This window comes from Enterobacter sp. Taxon_2 (assembly GCF_058355295.1).
Genome location: NZ_CM178024.1, coordinates 3,463,162 through 3,479,056, shown reverse-complemented (window position 1 = coordinate 3,479,056; position 15,895 = coordinate 3,463,162). Strand labels below are relative to the sequence as shown.

At 51.1% G+C, this 15,895-nt stretch carries 14 protein-coding genes; all 14 read left to right on the top strand.

The window, feature by feature from the left end:
• Positions 1-7: 7 nt before the first annotated feature.
• The 14 genes from tssC (at position 8) to AC4IC4_RS16415 (ending at position 15,895) form a co-directional block, all read left to right on the top strand.
• On the top strand, positions 8-1,552 hold the full coding sequence (gene tssC, locus AC4IC4_RS16480; protein ID WP_491471533.1) for a type VI secretion system contractile sheath large subunit: 1,545 nt from the start codon (positions 8-10) through the stop codon (positions 1,550-1,552).
• Positions 1,553-1,570: 18 nt separating this feature from the next.
• Positions 1,571-2,908 (top strand): type VI secretion system baseplate subunit TssK, encoded by a 1,338-nt coding sequence (gene tssK / locus AC4IC4_RS16475; protein ID WP_491471532.1) that lies wholly within the window; start codon positions 1,571-1,573, stop codon positions 2,906-2,908.
• Positions 2,905-3,558, top strand: a complete 654-nt coding sequence (tssL, locus tag AC4IC4_RS16470; RefSeq protein ID WP_491471531.1) for a type VI secretion system protein TssL, short form — start codon at positions 2,905-2,907, stop codon at positions 3,556-3,558. Before tssK ends, tssL begins: the two co-directional genes overlap by 4 nt.
• 3 nt (positions 3,559-3,561) lie before the next feature.
• A complete protein-coding gene (locus AC4IC4_RS16465; protein WP_491471530.1) occupies positions 3,562-5,286 on the top strand; it encodes an OmpA family protein in 1,725 nt (574 codons plus the stop codon).
• 4 nt (positions 5,287-5,290) lie between these two features.
• Entirely contained in the window at positions 5,291-5,782 is a 492-nt protein-coding gene (gene hcp / locus AC4IC4_RS16460; RefSeq protein ID WP_023325816.1) for a type VI secretion system effector Hcp, read from the top strand.
• A gap of 156 nt (positions 5,783-5,938) precedes the next feature.
• A complete protein-coding gene (gene tssH / locus AC4IC4_RS16455) occupies positions 5,939-8,572 on the top strand; it encodes a type VI secretion system ATPase TssH (protein WP_491471529.1) in 2,634 nt (877 codons plus the stop codon).
• Positions 8,573-8,597: 25 nt separating this feature from the next.
• Positions 8,598-9,239, top strand: coding sequence for a hypothetical protein (locus AC4IC4_RS16450; RefSeq protein ID WP_491471528.1), 642 nt, complete (start codon positions 8,598-8,600; stop codon positions 9,237-9,239).
• A gap of 291 nt (positions 9,240-9,530) precedes the next feature.
• Positions 9,531-12,053 (top strand): DUF2345 domain-containing protein, encoded by a 2,523-nt coding sequence (locus AC4IC4_RS16445; RefSeq protein WP_491471527.1) that lies wholly within the window; start codon positions 9,531-9,533, stop codon positions 12,051-12,053.
• A complete protein-coding gene (locus AC4IC4_RS16440; RefSeq protein ID WP_491471526.1) occupies positions 12,050-13,633 on the top strand; it encodes a T6SS phospholipase effector Tle1-like catalytic domain-containing protein in 1,584 nt (527 codons plus the stop codon). The genes AC4IC4_RS16445 and AC4IC4_RS16440 overlap by 4 nt, the downstream gene beginning before the upstream one ends.
• Positions 13,630-14,277, top strand: coding sequence for a DUF2931 family protein (locus AC4IC4_RS16435; protein WP_048990081.1), 648 nt, complete (start codon positions 13,630-13,632; stop codon positions 14,275-14,277). Before AC4IC4_RS16440 ends, AC4IC4_RS16435 begins: the two co-directional genes overlap by 4 nt.
• Before the next feature lie 69 nt (positions 14,278-14,346).
• Positions 14,347-14,706 (top strand): DUF2931 family protein, encoded by a 360-nt coding sequence (locus tag AC4IC4_RS16430; protein WP_275042135.1) that lies wholly within the window; start codon positions 14,347-14,349, stop codon positions 14,704-14,706.
• 13 nt (positions 14,707-14,719) lie between these two features.
• On the top strand, positions 14,720-14,992 hold the full coding sequence (locus AC4IC4_RS16425; RefSeq protein ID WP_275042136.1) for a DUF2931 family protein: 273 nt from the start codon (positions 14,720-14,722) through the stop codon (positions 14,990-14,992).
• A 132-nt stretch (positions 14,993-15,124) separates the two neighbouring features.
• Positions 15,125-15,538, top strand: a complete 414-nt coding sequence (locus AC4IC4_RS16420) for a hypothetical protein (protein WP_491471525.1) — start codon at positions 15,125-15,127, stop codon at positions 15,536-15,538.
• A gap of 90 nt (positions 15,539-15,628) precedes the next feature.
• On the top strand, positions 15,629-15,895 hold the full coding sequence (locus AC4IC4_RS16415; RefSeq protein ID WP_491471524.1) for a PAAR domain-containing protein: 267 nt from the start codon (positions 15,629-15,631) through the stop codon (positions 15,893-15,895).

Below are 15,895 nucleotides of genomic sequence, written 5' to 3'. Positions count from 1 at the left end.
TCAAGGAATGCTCATGTCTGTACAAAATAATACTGCTGGCGGGGAAAGCGTGGTGCTGGAACGCCCTGGTGCGGGTGGGGTATACGCCTCACTGTTTGAGAAAATCAATCTGAACCCTGTCTCCGAGCTGAGCGCGCTGGATATCTGGCAAGATGCGCAGGCGATGTCGGATGCGACCGCTGACGAGCGTCTGACCGCAGGTATGCAGGTCTTTCTGGAATGCCTGACCAAGGCAGGCTCGAAAGTCGAAAAACTGGATAAAAGCCTGATCGATCACCACATCGCTGAGCTCGATTACCAGATAAGCCGCCAGCTCGACGCCGTTATGCACCATGAAGAGTTTCAGGCGGTTGAGAGCCTGTGGCGCGGCGTGAAGTCGCTGGTTGATAAAACAGATTTTCGCCAGAACGTGAAAATTGAGCTTCTGAGCATGTCTAAAGAAGACCTGCGCCAGGACTTTGAAGACAGCCCGGAAATCATCCAGAGTGGTCTGTATAAACACGCCTATATTGATGAATATGATACCCCGGGCGGCGAGCCGATTGCGGCGCTGATTTCCGCTTATGAGTTCGATGCTTCAGCTCAGGATGTCGCTCTGCTGCGCAACATCTCTAAAGTATCCGCAGCTGCACATATGCCGTTTATCGGCTCGGCAGGCCCAAAATTCTTCCTCAAGGAGTCAATGGAAGACGTCGCGGCGATTAAAGATATTGGTAACTATTTTGACCGCGCAGAGTACATCAAGTGGAAATCGTTCCGCGATACGGACGACGCTCGCTACATCGGTCTGGTGATGCCGCGCGTATTGGGACGTTTACCGTACGGCCCGGATACCGTTCCGGTTCGCAGCTTTAACTATGTTGAAGAAGTCAAAGGTCCGGATCACGACAAATACCTGTGGACGAATGCGTCGTTTGCCTTCGCGTCCAACATGGTGCGTAGCTTTATCAATAATGGCTGGTGCGTACAAATCCGTGGCCCACAGGCCGGCGGTGCGGTTCAGGATCTGCCTATCCATCTTTATGACCTGGGTACCGGCAATCAGGTAAAAATCCCGTCTGAGGTCATGATCCCTGAAACGCGTGAGTTCGAGTTCGCGAATCTGGGCTTTATTCCGTTGTCCTACTATAAAAACCGCGACTACGCCTGCTTCTTCTCAGCCAACTCCGCCCAGAAACCGGCGCTGTATGATACCGCAGATGCAACGGCTAACAGCCGCATCAATGCCCGCCTGCCGTACATCTTCCTGCTGTCGCGTATTGCCCACTACCTGAAGCTGATTCAGCGCGAGAACATCGGTACCACCAAGGATCGCCGACTTCTGGAGCTGGAGCTGAACACCTGGGTCCGCAGTCTGGTGACCGAAATGACCGATCCGGGAGACGAACTGCAGGCATCTCATCCGCTGCGTGATGCAAAAGTGGTGGTGGAAGATATTGAGGATAACCCGGGCTTCTTCCGCGTGAAGTTGTATGCGATTCCGCACTTCCAGGTGGAAGGGATGGACGTAAACCTGTCGCTGGTTTCCCAGATGCCGAAAGCGAAATCGTAAGGCGAGGGGTGATCAGGGATGAAAATTTACCGCCCACTTTGGGAGGATGGGGCCACTCTGGCCCCGCAACAGTTCCAGCAGCAGGTCCGCTGGAGTGAGCACGTTGCCGGCATGGTCGCCCGGATGGGTATTTCTCATCCCTGGGGCGTGGTTGCGGCAGAATTTGATGATGCTGCACTTGCGCTCTCGCGTCTGAATGCCATCCGTCTGGTCGTAAGTTTCCAGGATGGCACGATTGTTGATACGGATCTGGCGGATAATATTCCGCCGGTCTGTGATTTGTCTGCCGCAAACGGCTCAGAGGTTGTTGAGGTGGTTGCCGCATTGCCGCTGCTGAGCGCCAGTGGTGGCAACCTCGATAACGGACAGGACAGTGAACGCCCGCGTCGCTGGAAAGCCGAACGTGTGGTGGTGCAGGAACTGGCTGGGTATGAAAGCGGAGAGTTGGCCATTTTGCGTCATGCGCTGACCCTGCGTTTGTCCAGCCAGGAAAATACAGCATACCTGACCTGTCCGGTGACCCGCCTGGTGCGTAATACTCAGGGGCAGTGGAGCCGGGACCCGGCTTTCATTCCGCCGATGCTTTCCCTTTCTGCAAGCCCGTCGCTGGCCACCGAACTGGGTGGCCTGCTGGTTCGTCTGCAGGCCCGCCGCCGTCGCCTGATGGCTATGCGCCGTGAAAGCAATGAGCGGATGGCAGACTTTGCTGTCGCGGATGTCTCCCTGTTCTGGCTGCTGAATGCGCTGAACAGCGCCGAGCCGGTGTTAACGGAACTTCTGCAGACGCCCGATCGTCACCCGGAACTCCTGTACCGCGAACTGACTCGTCTTGCCGGCAGCCTGCTGACATTCTCACTGGAACATGACGCCGGGGACATTCCTGCTTATCAGCACGATGTACCGGAACGGGTATTCCCGCCTTTGCTGGCATTGCTGGACAAGCTCCTTGAAGCGAGCCTGCCGTCGCGGGTCGTAAGAATCCACCTCGAGCATCAGGACCAGATCTGGAAAGGTGCCCTGCACGACGCGCGTCTGCGCGAAGGGGCGGACTTCTACCTCTCAGTACGTTCTTCCATGCCGAACCATGAGCTTCAGACAAAATTCCCGCAGTTGTGTAAAGCGGGCAGCTTTGATGATGTTTCGGATGTGGTGAATGTAGCGCTGAGTGGGATGCTGATTAAGCCTTTGACGCATGTTCCGGCCGCTATCCCGTTGCGCCTTGAGAATCAGTATTTCTCGCTGGATCTGAGCAGTGAGGCGGCTCGCGCCATGCTTGAGATGGGCTGTTGCACCTTCTATACCCCGCGCTCGCTGGGGGATGTTGATCTCGAACTCTTTGCGGTGCTGCGTACATGAATAAATCTGAACTCAGCCAGATAGAACGTATTTTCTATCCGGGCTGGCTGATGGCCAGCCAGATACGGGGCGGTCAGGAAGTCCGTGACGGGGAAGGGCTATACCGGAGGGCCTGCCGTCTGGTGCAAGAGGCGAAAGCGGCGCTCACTGAGGCTGGTTACAGCGACATCAGCCGTGACCATATGGTGTATACCCTGTGTGCACTGCTTGATGAGAGCGTGATGAACCGGGGAACCACCGATGCTGGCTACCTGACCTGGCGCCGTGACCCGCTGCAGGCACACTTCTTTGGTACCCTCAACGCAGGTGAAGAGCTGTGGGAAAGGATCCGTAACCTGCTGAAAGAAACAGCCCCTGATACCGCCGTCCTGACCTGTATGTACCGGGCTCTGCAACTGGGGTTCGTGGGACAGTATCGCGCTCAGGATGATGAGCGTAGGGAAGATATTATTCGCGTTCTCGCAGAGCGGGTGCCCGCCTTCACATTGGCACAAGATGCCCCCATTGTTGCCCGCGCATCGCGTCTGCGCAGCGGCCGTCGCTGGTACTGGCTGAGCTGGGTTGTGGCCGCTGTCGCCCTGGCAGCGCTCTGGTTCTTCCTTTCGTCTTCGCTTACCGAACTGGTAAGCCAGATCGTCAGGCCGGGGTAAGCGATGCGGGATATGTACCGAAGTCTGTTAACTGCCCTGGGTGCCATTCTGGCGCTGTGGCTCGTTCTGGGATTCTGGCCACTGTCCACGGGCAGCCGTGTAGCACTCGGTCTTCTGGTTGCTCTGGCGGCCGGAGTTATTTTCTGGTGCCAGCGTCGGGGTTCTCTGGCGAGGGCAACCGCTGTTCGTGAGATCGTGGATGAAAGCCTGCCGCCGGAAGATTTTCAGGGGGCAGTTATCTTTGTCTGTGGTGATAACGCTCCACTCTTTGTGTCCGGAACCCGTCACCGGGAAACCCGGCAGGGCTGGTATCTGTGGGTAAAGGATGCAGAGCAACTACCGCTCTTTGCGCAGCACCTGAGTTTGGTGCGCCCGGCTCTGGTGTCGCAAATCTCGGTCATGCTGGCGGTTGTGCCTGAGCAGCACATATCCAGCGATGATTTTACCCAGTCTCTTCGGGGCTGGCAGCGTGCTGTCGTCCAGTGTCGTGCGGCATTCGACACGCTCCCTCCATTGTGGACCGTAACCTGGGTTTCACCACCGGCGGCGTATGCGGAAGCCGAGCCTGTCTGGTTTACCACGGTAAGCCAGCGGAGCGGTATTCAGGTCTATCAGCCTGGTCAGGGCAATGTGTCACTGACGGAGTGGGCCCGGGATACTGGGTCAGACGGACGTTTTTCCCGTCTGAGTCAGGCACTGTGGCTGGACAGTCTGCTTGCCTGGCAGAAAAGCGCGGTGAATGACTTGTTGTCGGTACAGCGGGGTGAGTTACCCGTGATGAAGCCCTGTGTGCAGGGCATGTGCATGGTGCGAGTGAACGGTATCGCGGGCAATCTCTGGCAACAGCACGTTACCTCTTTGACGGCTCTGCCACCGGATGCGGCCGTGACCACAGAGCCACTGCCGCTACCTGAACTGCTTCTGCCAGCGTTACCACGCCGACATGGTATTAGCCGTCGGAAGGTATTCTGGGGTTATGCCGGGCTACTCGGGGGCATTTTCCTTGCGTTGGCGATGCTGGCGTCCTGGATGAACAACCAGCGCCTCATCCGTAACGTTGGCGATCATCTTGCACTGTATCACCAACTGAGCGGTAAGCCTGTTGAACCGAAACTGCATGCGCAGCAGCGCCTGCGGGCTGATAGTGCGTTGCTCGACGACTGGCTGCGTCGTGGGGAACCACTACGTTATCGCCTGGGACTATATCAGGGGCTGCGCCTGGTTCCGCACGTTGAGGCCGCTCTCAGCGACTGGGCACCTCCGCCACCGCCTCCACCGGTCATTAAGAAAATCATCCAGGGACCGAAAACCATTCGCCTCGACAGCATGTCGCTGTTTGATTCCGGCAAGTCCGTGCTGAATGCGGGTTCCACCAGGATGCTGGTGAATTCACTGGTTGGCATCAAAGCGAAACCGGGCTGGCTGATTGTCGTGTCTGGGCATACCGATAACACCGGCAATCCGCAGCTGAACCAGACGCTGTCTCTGAAACGCGCCGAAGCGGTGCGCAACTGGATGAGGGACACGGGCGACGTGCCCGAAAGCTGTTTTGCGGTGCAGGGCTATGGCGAAAGCCGTCCTGTCGCAACCAACGACACCCTGGAAGGGCGTGCGCTCAACCGCCGTGTCGAAATCAGTCTGGTACCGCAGGCGAATGCCTGTCAGATACCCGGCAAACACCCGGCGCCATCGCAGGATGATGGCGCTTCACTACACAATGGAGAGTAATTCCATGGCAATTCCTGTTTATCTTTGGCTGAAGGACGACGGCGGCGCGGACATCAAAGGGTCTGTTGACGTTCAGGATCGTGAAGGCAGCATCGAAGTGGTTGCACAGGAGCATAACCTGTACATCCCAACCGACAACAACACCGGCAAGCTGACCGGCACCCGCATCCACACGCCGTTCCTGTTCACGAAGGAAATCGATTCTTCCAGCCCGTATCTGTACAAGGCGGTGACCACCGGTCAGACCCTGAAATCTGCTGAATTCAAGTGGTACAAAATCAACGACGCGGGCCAGGAAGTGGAGTACTTCAACACCAAACTGGAAAACGTGAAGGTAGTGAAAGTGAATCCTGAAATGTATGACATCAAGGATCCTTCTAAAGAGAAGCACAACCACCTTGAACGCGTTGAACTGCGTTACGAAAAAATCACCTGGACCTACAAAGACGGCAACATCATTCATTCCGATTCCTGGAACGAACGCGCCACGGCGTAATCCTGATGCGGGCAGGTTTCCTGTCCGCAGTTTTTGCTGAGTGCCTGAGATGCGGACACTCAGCAAAGAAAAAACAATCTGCCTGCCTGACCTTATGCGCTTTGGTGAACAGCGAGGGGCGGTAGCGTGTCCAGGAACCGACAAAGAGAGAATCTCATGGAAAATCCAGCCATCCTGTTACGTCGTCTGAACCCTTACTGTGCCCGAGCGATGGAAGGCGCAGCTTCGCTCTGTCAGACCCGTGCCCATGCCGAAATTCTGCCGGAGCACTGGCTGCTGAAGCTGCTGGAGCAAGGGGAAGGTGACCTGACGGTGTTGGCGCGTCGCTATGAATGGGATATGGATGGCATCTGGCAGGATTTACTTGGCTGGCTCGACAGACAACCTCGATCCGTGCGCCATCGGCCCCAGCTCTCTGATGACATCCAGACTCTGATGCAGCAAGCCTGGCTACTTGCCTCACTCAATGGCGAAGAGCACATTCGCAGCGTCCATCTGCTGATGGCCCTGGTGGAAAAACCAAAACTGGCACGTTGTGACGGCCTTTGGCCGTTATTAACGCTTGCTCAAAGCCAGCTGGAGCGCCTGCGACCTTTGCTGGATGCGCAATCGGATGAGCGTCCGGAAATGCAGCGCGAAGCCGAGCTGGCACAGAACCACGGTGGTGAGGTGGAGTTTGTCGGGCGTCCGGCTGGTGTGGAAATGAAAGAGGGGGAACTGAGCCCTGCGCTGCAGAACACGCTGGATAAATTCACCCTCGATGTCACCGCCAAAGCGAAGGAAGGGAAGATCGACCCTGTGTTTGGCCGTGACACAGAAATCCGTCAGATGGTGGATATCCTCTCTCGTCGCCGCAAAAACAACCCGATTCTGGTCGGCGAGCCGGGCGTGGGGAAAACCGCACTGGTTGAAGGTCTGGCATTGCGTATTGCTGAGGGTAATGTGCCTGAATCACTGAAAACGGTCACTCTGCGTACCCTTGACCTGGGCCTGCTGCAGGCCGGTGCAGGCGTGAAAGGCGAGTTCGAACAGCGGCTGAAAAACGTCATCGATGCGGTGCAGCAATCCCCGTCCCCGGTCCTGCTATTTATTGATGAAGCGCATACCATCATCGGCGCGGGCAACCAGGCGGGGGGCGCCGATGCAGCGAACCTGCTGAAACCGGCGCTGGCGCGTGGCGAACTGCGTACTATTGCGGCCACTACCTGGAGCGAGTACAAGCAGTACTTCGAACGCGACGCGGCCCTGGAGCGTCGTTTCCAGATGGTAAAAGTCGATGAGCCTGACGACGACACAGCCTGTCTGATGCTCCGTGGTCTGAAATCTCGTTACGCCGAGCACCATCACGTGCACATTACCGACGATGCGGTGCGCGCTGCTGTTACGCTTTCCCGCCGCTATCTGACGGGCCGCCAGCTGCCGGACAAGGCGGTTGATCTGCTCGACACCGCCGCAGCGCGCGTCCGGATGAGCCTCGACACGGTGCCGGAACAGCTGACCTGCATTCGCTCGCAGATTACCTCTCTTGAAATGGAGAAGCAGGCACTGCTGGAAGATATTGCTGTCGGCAATCAGAGCCATGGTGAACGCCTGACCGTCATTGAGCAGGAAGAGAACGATCTTATCGTTGCTCTCGACGAGCTTGAAACTCAATACGGGCAGGAACTGAAACTCACCGAACAACTGCTGGAAAGCCGCCAGGACATCTCCCGTCAGAGCGAGACGCACGTGCTGCAGCAGGAACTGAACGGCATGCAGCACAGCAACCCGCTGCTCTCGCTGGATGTGGACGTGCGCACCGTTGCCAACGTGATTGCTGACTGGACAGGCGTTCCGCTGTCATCGCTGATGAAAGATGAGCAGATCGAACTGCTGACCCTGGAAAATGAAATGGGTAAACGTGTGGTCGGGCAGGATGTAGCACTCGAGGCCATCGCCCAGCGTTTGCGTGCGGCAAAAACGGGTCTCACCTCCGAGAATGGCCCGCAGGGCGTATTCCTGCTGGTGGGACCGAGCGGGGTGGGGAAAACCGAAACCGCGCTTGCGCTGGCCGATGTCATGTACGGCGGCGAGAAGTCACTTATTACGATTAACCTCTCAGAATACCAGGAGCCGCATACGGTTTCCCAGCTAAAGGGCTCGCCTCCGGGTTACGTCGGTTATGGTCAGGGGGGGATCCTGACCGAAGCCGTGCGCAAGCGACCGTACAGTGTGGTTTTGCTCGATGAAGTCGAAAAAGCCCACCGCGACGTGATGAACCTGTTCTACCAGGTCTTTGATCGCGGCTTTATGCGCGACGGCGAAGGGCGTGAAATCGACTTCCGTAACACGGTTATTCTGATGACCTCTAACCTCGGCAGCGATCGCCTGATGCAGTTGATCGACGAACAGCCGGAGGCCAGCGAAGGCGATCTCCACGAGCTGCTGCGTCCGATCCTGCGTGACCACTTCCAGCCCGCGTTGCTGGCCCGCTTCCAGACCGTCATTTACCGTCCACTGGCGGAAGCGGCCATGCGTACCATCGTGGAAATGAAGCTGTTACAGGTTAGCAAGCGCCTGCATCGACACTACGGCCTGTCCACGCACATTGATGAGAGCCTGTATGACGCCCTGACTGCCGCCTGTCTGCTGCCGGACACCGGCGCACGCAACGTTGACAGCCTGCTGAACCAGCAAATCCTGCCGGTGCTGAGCCAGCAGCTGCTCACGCACATGCCCGCGAAGCAGAAGCCACACAGCCTGACGCTGGGCTGGGATGACGAAGAAGGGATTGTGCTGGCGTTTGATTAACTAGTTTATCTAAAGGGTAGCAATTATGGACAGCGCAAAAGAGATTGCCAGAGATATGCTTGAGGCCATTCATATCGATGGGTCTGGGTTTATCGGTGCTGTGGCGAAAGGTGTTATTTCCTTACCCGTCAGCCTTGCCTATCTTGGCTATGATTTTATAGATACGGAACACCGCAGAGAGAATCAGGATGATAAATTTCGGTTAGTAGCACTGGTTAAAAAAGTAACTTTTAACGATGAGGTTATTTATAAGGTTATTAAACCATTTATAGATGATTTTGTTTCTCATGTAGACATACATAAAATTTCGCATTTTTCAAGAAATATATCTGGAAGTGTTATGGGTAAAATGATGTTCTCGCAGTTTACGGGGCTTAACCTCGGAAGGGCGATTATATCTCAAGGAGTTGGTGCCTTTTTTTCTGGTTCTGTTGCTGGTGGTGTATTGGGAGTTGGTGCTGAAGCATCAAGATCTATTTATACATCACGGTACTTGCGTGAAAGAAACCCCGTAATGTATGAGAAATTAAACAGTATGGGTGATTTTGATCTTTTTTATTATCTTGTTGAGGACATTGTTAGGCCTTATGAGACGGCTTGTGAAATTGAAAAGATAAATCCTGAAGAGTTTAATAATGTCTGCGAATACTTCTTTGGAGGTTTATGAATATAAAAGATTTTATACTTATCATTGTTTCACGGATCGTAGCCAGTATCGGAATGACGCTAGGAACTATCAGTATGATTTACTCTTTCTATTGTTTCTTTTTTTCAGCCAATCCTTACCGCTTTATTCTAGGTGGGGTAAGTATAGTAGCCTTTCTCATAGGTTATGGACTTTATAAATTCGCCTTGAAATACATTTATGATGAATGGGAACATTATAGATAGTATTCATCATATTTGTTGAGTTTGGTTCTATTTAATATCATTCTAACCCAGGACAGGAATTATAGAAATGGAAAATATATTTAAAATGACAGAGGGTATCCTTAATCGCTATAAACTGGATATTCCTTCCTGCCCTTATCCATTGGATGTGGAACGTTTTGATGGTTTAGAACAAATGAGTGCTCTCTATCATTACACCATTCGTTTTACCAGTTCACATCCGGATCTTACGGCTGAAATGATGTTAAGTAAAACCGCTACGCTGAGCATGGGGGTGGGGAAATTATTAGATTCTGTTGTCGGTAAAATTGTTCATGGTGTGGTGACAAATTTCCGACGCTTGGCCGGTTCACGCGATCAGGTTACGTATGAAATTATTCTGGAACCTTTTATATCCTTACTGGATAAGCAGTTTCGTACTCACCGTTTCTTCGTCAACAAATCAGTGCCGGAAGTGGTAGAGCAAATTCTTGGCGAGCATGGTTTGAAGAGGTGGGAATATGAATTCAAGCTTAAACAAACCTACCCAAAACGGGAACAGATAAATCAGTACCAGGAAAGTGACCTCGCGTTTATCGAACGTCTGCTGGCTGAGGTGGGGATTTTTTACTTCTTCACCCTGCAACCGGATACCCAGACTGAAGTGGTGCACTTTGCGGATAAGCAGAGCGCCTGGACATTCGATAAAAAACTGCCACTTAACAGCCCTTCAGGCACCAATGACAATGCCGTTGACTCGGTGTGGGATATCCAGGTCTGGCACAACGTGGTGGAACGTTCGGTCACCGCCAGCGACTATAACCATCGTGAAGCGCAGAATATTCTGACGTCCGTCCCGGCAGACATGACCCGGGGCGACGGTGACGGTATCACTTATGGTGATGTGTATCACTATCGTCCGCGTCATCTCGAACGGGGTGACAAAATTACCCCTGCAACCGAAACCGGTAACTTCTGGGCTCGTCTGGAGCATGAACGTTTTTTGTCCGCCCAGACTACAGTGACTGGCAGCAGTACGGACCATACCCTGGGCCCGGCGCAGGTTCTTACCATTACCGAAACCGCTATCTCGCCGACACTCCCCCGTGAAACGGAGAATGGTGTTGTTATTATCCGCACTGGCTACTACGGCAGCCGTAAGAATGCCTTGAAAGTGACATGGGTAGCGATGCCGTACTACGAGAACAGATGCTGGCGTCCAGCCGCGAAAAAGCGTCCGGTGGTCAGCGGCACTCTGATGGCGCGTGTGACCAGTGCCAAAGATAACGACATCTACGCCTGGCAGGATGCATCCGGCATGTACCGGGTGAAGTTTGATGCCGACCTTGATGATAAAAAGCAGGGTATGGAAAGCATGCCGGTGCGCTTTGCCAAGCCTTATGGTGGGGACAAATACGGATTCCACTTCCCGCTGATCCATGGTACTGAAGTCGCCATTGCTTTCCACGAAGGTGACCCGGACAGGCCGTATATAGCCCATGCCCTTCACGACTCCCGACACGTCGACCACGTCACTGAGGCCAACAGCACGCGCAATGTTATCCGCACAGCTGGCCTGAACAAGCTGCGGATGGAGGACAAGCGCGGCGAAGAGCATGTCAAGCTCAGTACAGAGTATGGTGGAAAGACCCAACTCAACTTAGGCCACAATGTAGATGCTTCCCGCATTCTTCGTGGCGAAGGTGCTGAGTTACGCACCGATAAATGGGTGGCCGTTCGTGGCGGAGCTGGTGTATTTATTAGTGCGGACAAACAACCATCTGCCAGTGACAAAATGCTTTCCATGAAAGAGGCTGTAGCGCAGCTTGAAAATGCGTTAAGTATTGCCAGAAGCCTTTCAGGTGCGGCAGAAAGCGCTCAGGCGTATCCGGCGGATATACAGAGTCAGAAAATGCTGACGGATGCACTGACGGAACTGGCACAGCCGGGAATGGTATTGAATGCACCGCAAGGAGTTAGCATCAGCAGCCCGGAAGGTGTACGGGTTTCCTCGGGAAGTGCCAGCGTGGGGATCGTCGCGCAAAACAATGCAGATATCAGTGCGATGAAGCGCTTCACGGTGGCGGCAGGTGAAGCTATCAGTATGCTGGCCCGTCAGGCGGGTATGAAGCTGTTTGCGGCGAAGGGCAAAGTCGAAATCCAGGCGCAGGATGATGCACTGGACGCTATCGCCAAGAAAGACGTTACGGTAACGAGTGCCGAAGGCAAAATTGAAATTACAGCAGCAACAGAACTGGTAGTTAACTGTGGTGGGGCCTATATCAAGTTAAGTGGCGGAAATATTGAGTTAGGTTGCCCAGGGAATATCTTACTGAAATGTGCCAATGTTCAGAAAATGGGAGCAGCCTCGCTGAACACACCTGCTCCTGAATTTCCAAAAGGGTATGGTGGAGTTTACTCTCTGGCTGACGAAGAAGGGAAAATCATCCCTCAGACTGAATATAAAGTAACGACAGCTGACGGGCAGGTATTCCATGGAATTTCAGATGCTAATGGCAAAACACTGCCAGTTTTTACCTCAATGCCCGGTAAATTAAAAATTGAGATCATTGGAACCGGCAATTCAGCTACAGGGAGTGAAGAAGCATGAGTGATTACCATGCATGGGAAGCCAGTGAGTGCGATCATTTCACTGATGTTAATATTTCCGAGAAAATAGTTGTCTGCAAACGAAAACCCGTTCCGGGGATAACTATCACGATCGGGATGTTTTTTGATGGTACAGGGAATAATGCGTTTAATACCCAGAATCGCATCCTGGAGTCCTGTTCTCATCTTGACGTTGGAATGAAGCCAGAAGACGCTGAAGCCTGCGCCAAAAAACTAGGGAAAAATCTTGATAATGCGGGGAGTTATATTGGCTATTATTCTAACATCCACTGGCTTAATACACTTTACGCCACAAATGACGAAGTGATTGAGGGACAAACAGTTTATCAACGAGCAGTCTATGTACAGGGAATCGGTACCGATAAAGGTAATAGCGATAGCTCGATAAGTATGGGGACAGGCGGTTGGTTTTATGGCGTCGTTGATAAATCTGATGAAGGTGTTGGTCTTATTGCTGAACAAATTTCGAAATTCCTGGTTCTTAACCAAGGGCAAAATTTTGCAATTGAGAAAATCCAGTTTGATGTTTTTGGTTTTAGTCGCGGTGCGGCGGCGGCTCGCCACTTTGTTAATCGTGTAAGAAACAATGATAAAGCCATACAGCAGGCCATAACGAAAGGGCTTGGTGGTCGAAATCAGCATGGGAAACCTGCAGGTGAGACCCGCTTTCTGGGGTTATTTGATACCGTGTGCGCAGTAGGTACAGTAAGTAATCTCTTTGATGTTCATAGTGGTGTGAACCCCGGCGTTGAGCTGGATCTGCCTCCAGATATTGCACAGAAAGTCTTTCAGATCACGGCAATGCATGAGTGCCGCTACAACTTTAGCCTTAACAGCATTAAGGAATCGTGGCCGGAACTGGCTCTGCCGGGAGCACATTCCGATATCGGCGGTGGCTATAATCCGAAGGAAAAGGAATATCTTTTTCTGACCCAGCCCCAAAATGAAACTGTCAGTGAAAGTATTCCTTCTGAAGTGACTGATATCTACCGGCTTTCAGCGGCTGAAATACCTGACTTAGAGAGCCTGCCAGCATTAAGTGCGATCATTCCAAGTGGTGAAGTAAAGACAGAAACCTGGTACGACTATCTTGTTAACGAGGATAAAAAACGCGGCGGCATCACACAAAAGCGTGTTGGGGCGGCAGTTACTATTGAGAGGGTAGTTACTAATGACTGGAGCAAAGTTAGTTTACGGGTGATGCTGGATGCGGCTCAAGAAGCTGGAGGGATTTTTGAGGCTTACGACCCTTTATCACCAGATATGAAACTTCCTCCTGAGCTTGAGCCGTTGTGTCAAAAAGCAATTGACCAGGGAAAGACTGTAAGAGGTGGTGGTGTACCGACGCCTTTTATCTCACCGGAATTAAAGTTGATTGGCAAATATATTCACTGCTCCGCTCACTGGAACCCTGTAGTTGTTAAAGAGGTCTGGCTGGATGGAGATAAAGTGAAAACTATTTATGGGGCAGTCAAATCGTCTGATTTACTTTGTTTTATCAATCGTCCTAACCCCGGTTGGATTCGTGCTGTCTGGAATATGCAAGGAAGAAAATCATGAAAATTATCGCCAGAATTATTTCGCTTTTATTACTTGCGAATTCTGCCAGTGCCTGTGCCAGTGAGAAAACTAACAGTCTCAAAACTCCCTGGGACAAGTGGTTCTTTGCTTTTACTACTCCAAAAGCTTTACCGGCACAGGTTACGCTATTGAAGTTGTTGGATGTTGATGGGTATGCGTCTACATATCGGACTATTGATCAGCCGCGTGGCATCAGTGTCGGAAAATGGAGCGAGCGGAATTCAGCGGGGAGTACGCAGTTTAATAAAGCCGACAGGTTGCCGCAAATAATGATGTTTTGCTGGGACTCAATTATTGATAAAAAAACATATCAATCAACTCTATTTTTCTCCCAAAATGCATGGGATAAAATGATCGCTCCTTATCCTGATGTTTTAGAACCTGGGAAAAGTGCATATCGGCAAACGATTTTAATAGGATTAGCGCCGGAAGGAAAAGTACGGGTTTGGTTAAGGCAATATGGCCATTCGGATATCCCATTAAATGATATCAAAATAACGACTGTTTCAGGTAAAGACCTTGATATGTGCAAAGGGGTTACAGGGCATCCTGATGGATATATTTACTATGGAGAAACCCCTGATTTTATTAAAGATAAAAAGTATCCTTATGGGAACTGGTAAATGCACAATAATATTTAGTTTTTCAATATATTGTATTCGTGTAGCCTGGGGCGTGCAGGGAGGAAAATCATGAAAACAATTAGCAGAATAACTCCGGTTTTATTTCTTGTGGGTTTTGCTAACGCCTGTGCCAGTGAACAACCTAAAAGTCTAAAAACACCATGGGATAAATGGTATTTCGCTTTTACTACCCCTAAAGATTTACCAGCACATGTTACATTGTTAAAACTGTTGGATGTTGATGGTTATGCATTGACGTATCGGACTATCGATCAGCCACAAGGGAGCAGTGTAGGTAAATGGAGTGAACGTAACTCTGCGGGCAATACACAATTTAATAAAGCCAACAGGTTGACACAGATAATGATATTCTGCTGGGATTCAATTATCGATAAAAAACATATCAGTCAACTTTATTTTTACGCATGATACATGGGCTAAAATGATTAGCCCTTACCCTGATGTCTTAGAACCTGGGAAAAATGCATACCGACAGACGATGCTGATAGGGTTGGCCCCGGAGGGGAAAGTACGAGTCTGGCTAAGACAATATGGCCATTCGGACATCTCATTGAATGATACAAAAATAACGACTGTTTCAGGTAAAGACCTTGACATGTGCAAAGGTGAAACGAACTTTCCTAATGGATATAAATATAGCGAGGGTATAATGAAATTTATAAATGGGAAAAAATATCCTTATGGGTCTTGGTGATCACTCACTAAAATAACCCCATTATTACGAACTCTGCCTGCTGAGTGCCCATGCAGTTAATCCATAGTTGCCAATGCTATTTATCTTGGCTTGCACGAGGTTTGATCATGTTGTTCTAAAATAAGGTGAAATATGAAATGTAATATATTTAAGGCATTTTACGCTCTATTGATTGTGTTCGGGCTCACATCTTGTCTTCCTCCGATGTATGCGAATGGGTATAACCCTCCATCAAGTAGCGATGATACTGGGTATATAATACACCCCTTAACATTTAATGTTGGGGCCTTTATAAATCAATGTTGGCAATCAAAGTATTATACTAATGAATTGCATGATGAAATGCTGTCTGCCTATATTGCAGAGCATGAAAAAATGACAGGCTTGAAACCAGTTATAACCGACTATAAGCAGTATGTTGATTACAGCATTTGCAAAAAGCTTGTCTATAATTTTGTTAATCCAGGATACATTCCAAGCGTAAATAAGAGAGAAGAAAAATGGTATAAGAAACCGGAAGGGGAAACTTGGGAACTTGTAAAATAAATGTGCTATCGGATATGGATGCGCGTTATTTGGCTTTGATTTATTGGGTGAGATGCATGCATTGCATTAAAATTATTTAATAGGTCTCTTATGTCTAAAGGCTTTGTATTGATTGGTGATAAAACCACGCATGGCGGCCAGGTTATTTCTGCCTCATCAACAATGGTAGTAAATGGAAAAATTGTTGCCCTCGTGGGTGATAAGGTCAGTTGCCCAATAGTGGGGCATGGCATTAATGCCATTATTGAAGGATCGCCTGAATGGATCTCTGACGGTAAAGCCGTGGTTGTGGATGGTTGCCACTGTGAGTGCGGTTGTCAGGTGATCTCCAGTGCACCGGATTGTGTAATAGGATAA

Coding starts and splice junctions, on each gene's coding strand:
- tssL (WP_491471531.1), top strand. CDS start 2,905: ATGAATAAATCTGAACTCAGCCAGATAGAACGTATTTTCTATCCGGGC.
- hcp (WP_023325816.1), top strand. CDS start 5,291: ATGGCAATTCCTGTTTATCTTTGGCTGAAGGACGACGGCGGCGCGGAC.
- AC4IC4_RS16430 (WP_275042135.1), top strand. CDS start 14,347: ATGAAAACAATTAGCAGAATAACTCCGGTTTTATTTCTTGTGGGTTTT.
- AC4IC4_RS16440 (WP_491471526.1), top strand. CDS start 12,050: ATGAGTGATTACCATGCATGGGAAGCCAGTGAGTGCGATCATTTCACT.
- AC4IC4_RS16435 (WP_048990081.1), top strand. CDS start 13,630: ATGAAAATTATCGCCAGAATTATTTCGCTTTTATTACTTGCGAATTCT.
- tssK (WP_491471532.1), top strand. CDS start 1,571: ATGAAAATTTACCGCCCACTTTGGGAGGATGGGGCCACTCTGGCCCCG.
- tssC (WP_491471533.1), top strand. CDS start 8: ATGCTCATGTCTGTACAAAATAATACTGCTGGCGGGGAAAGCGTGGTG.
- AC4IC4_RS16465 (WP_491471530.1), top strand. CDS start 3,562: ATGCGGGATATGTACCGAAGTCTGTTAACTGCCCTGGGTGCCATTCTG.
- AC4IC4_RS16415 (WP_491471524.1), top strand. CDS start 15,629: ATGTCTAAAGGCTTTGTATTGATTGGTGATAAAACCACGCATGGCGGC.
- tssH (WP_491471529.1), top strand. CDS start 5,939: ATGGAAAATCCAGCCATCCTGTTACGTCGTCTGAACCCTTACTGTGCC.
- AC4IC4_RS16445 (WP_491471527.1), top strand. CDS start 9,531: ATGGAAAATATATTTAAAATGACAGAGGGTATCCTTAATCGCTATAAA.
- AC4IC4_RS16425 (WP_275042136.1), top strand. CDS start 14,720: ATGATTAGCCCTTACCCTGATGTCTTAGAACCTGGGAAAAATGCATAC.
- AC4IC4_RS16420 (WP_491471525.1), top strand. CDS start 15,125: ATGAAATGTAATATATTTAAGGCATTTTACGCTCTATTGATTGTGTTC.
- AC4IC4_RS16450 (WP_491471528.1), top strand. CDS start 8,598: ATGGACAGCGCAAAAGAGATTGCCAGAGATATGCTTGAGGCCATTCAT.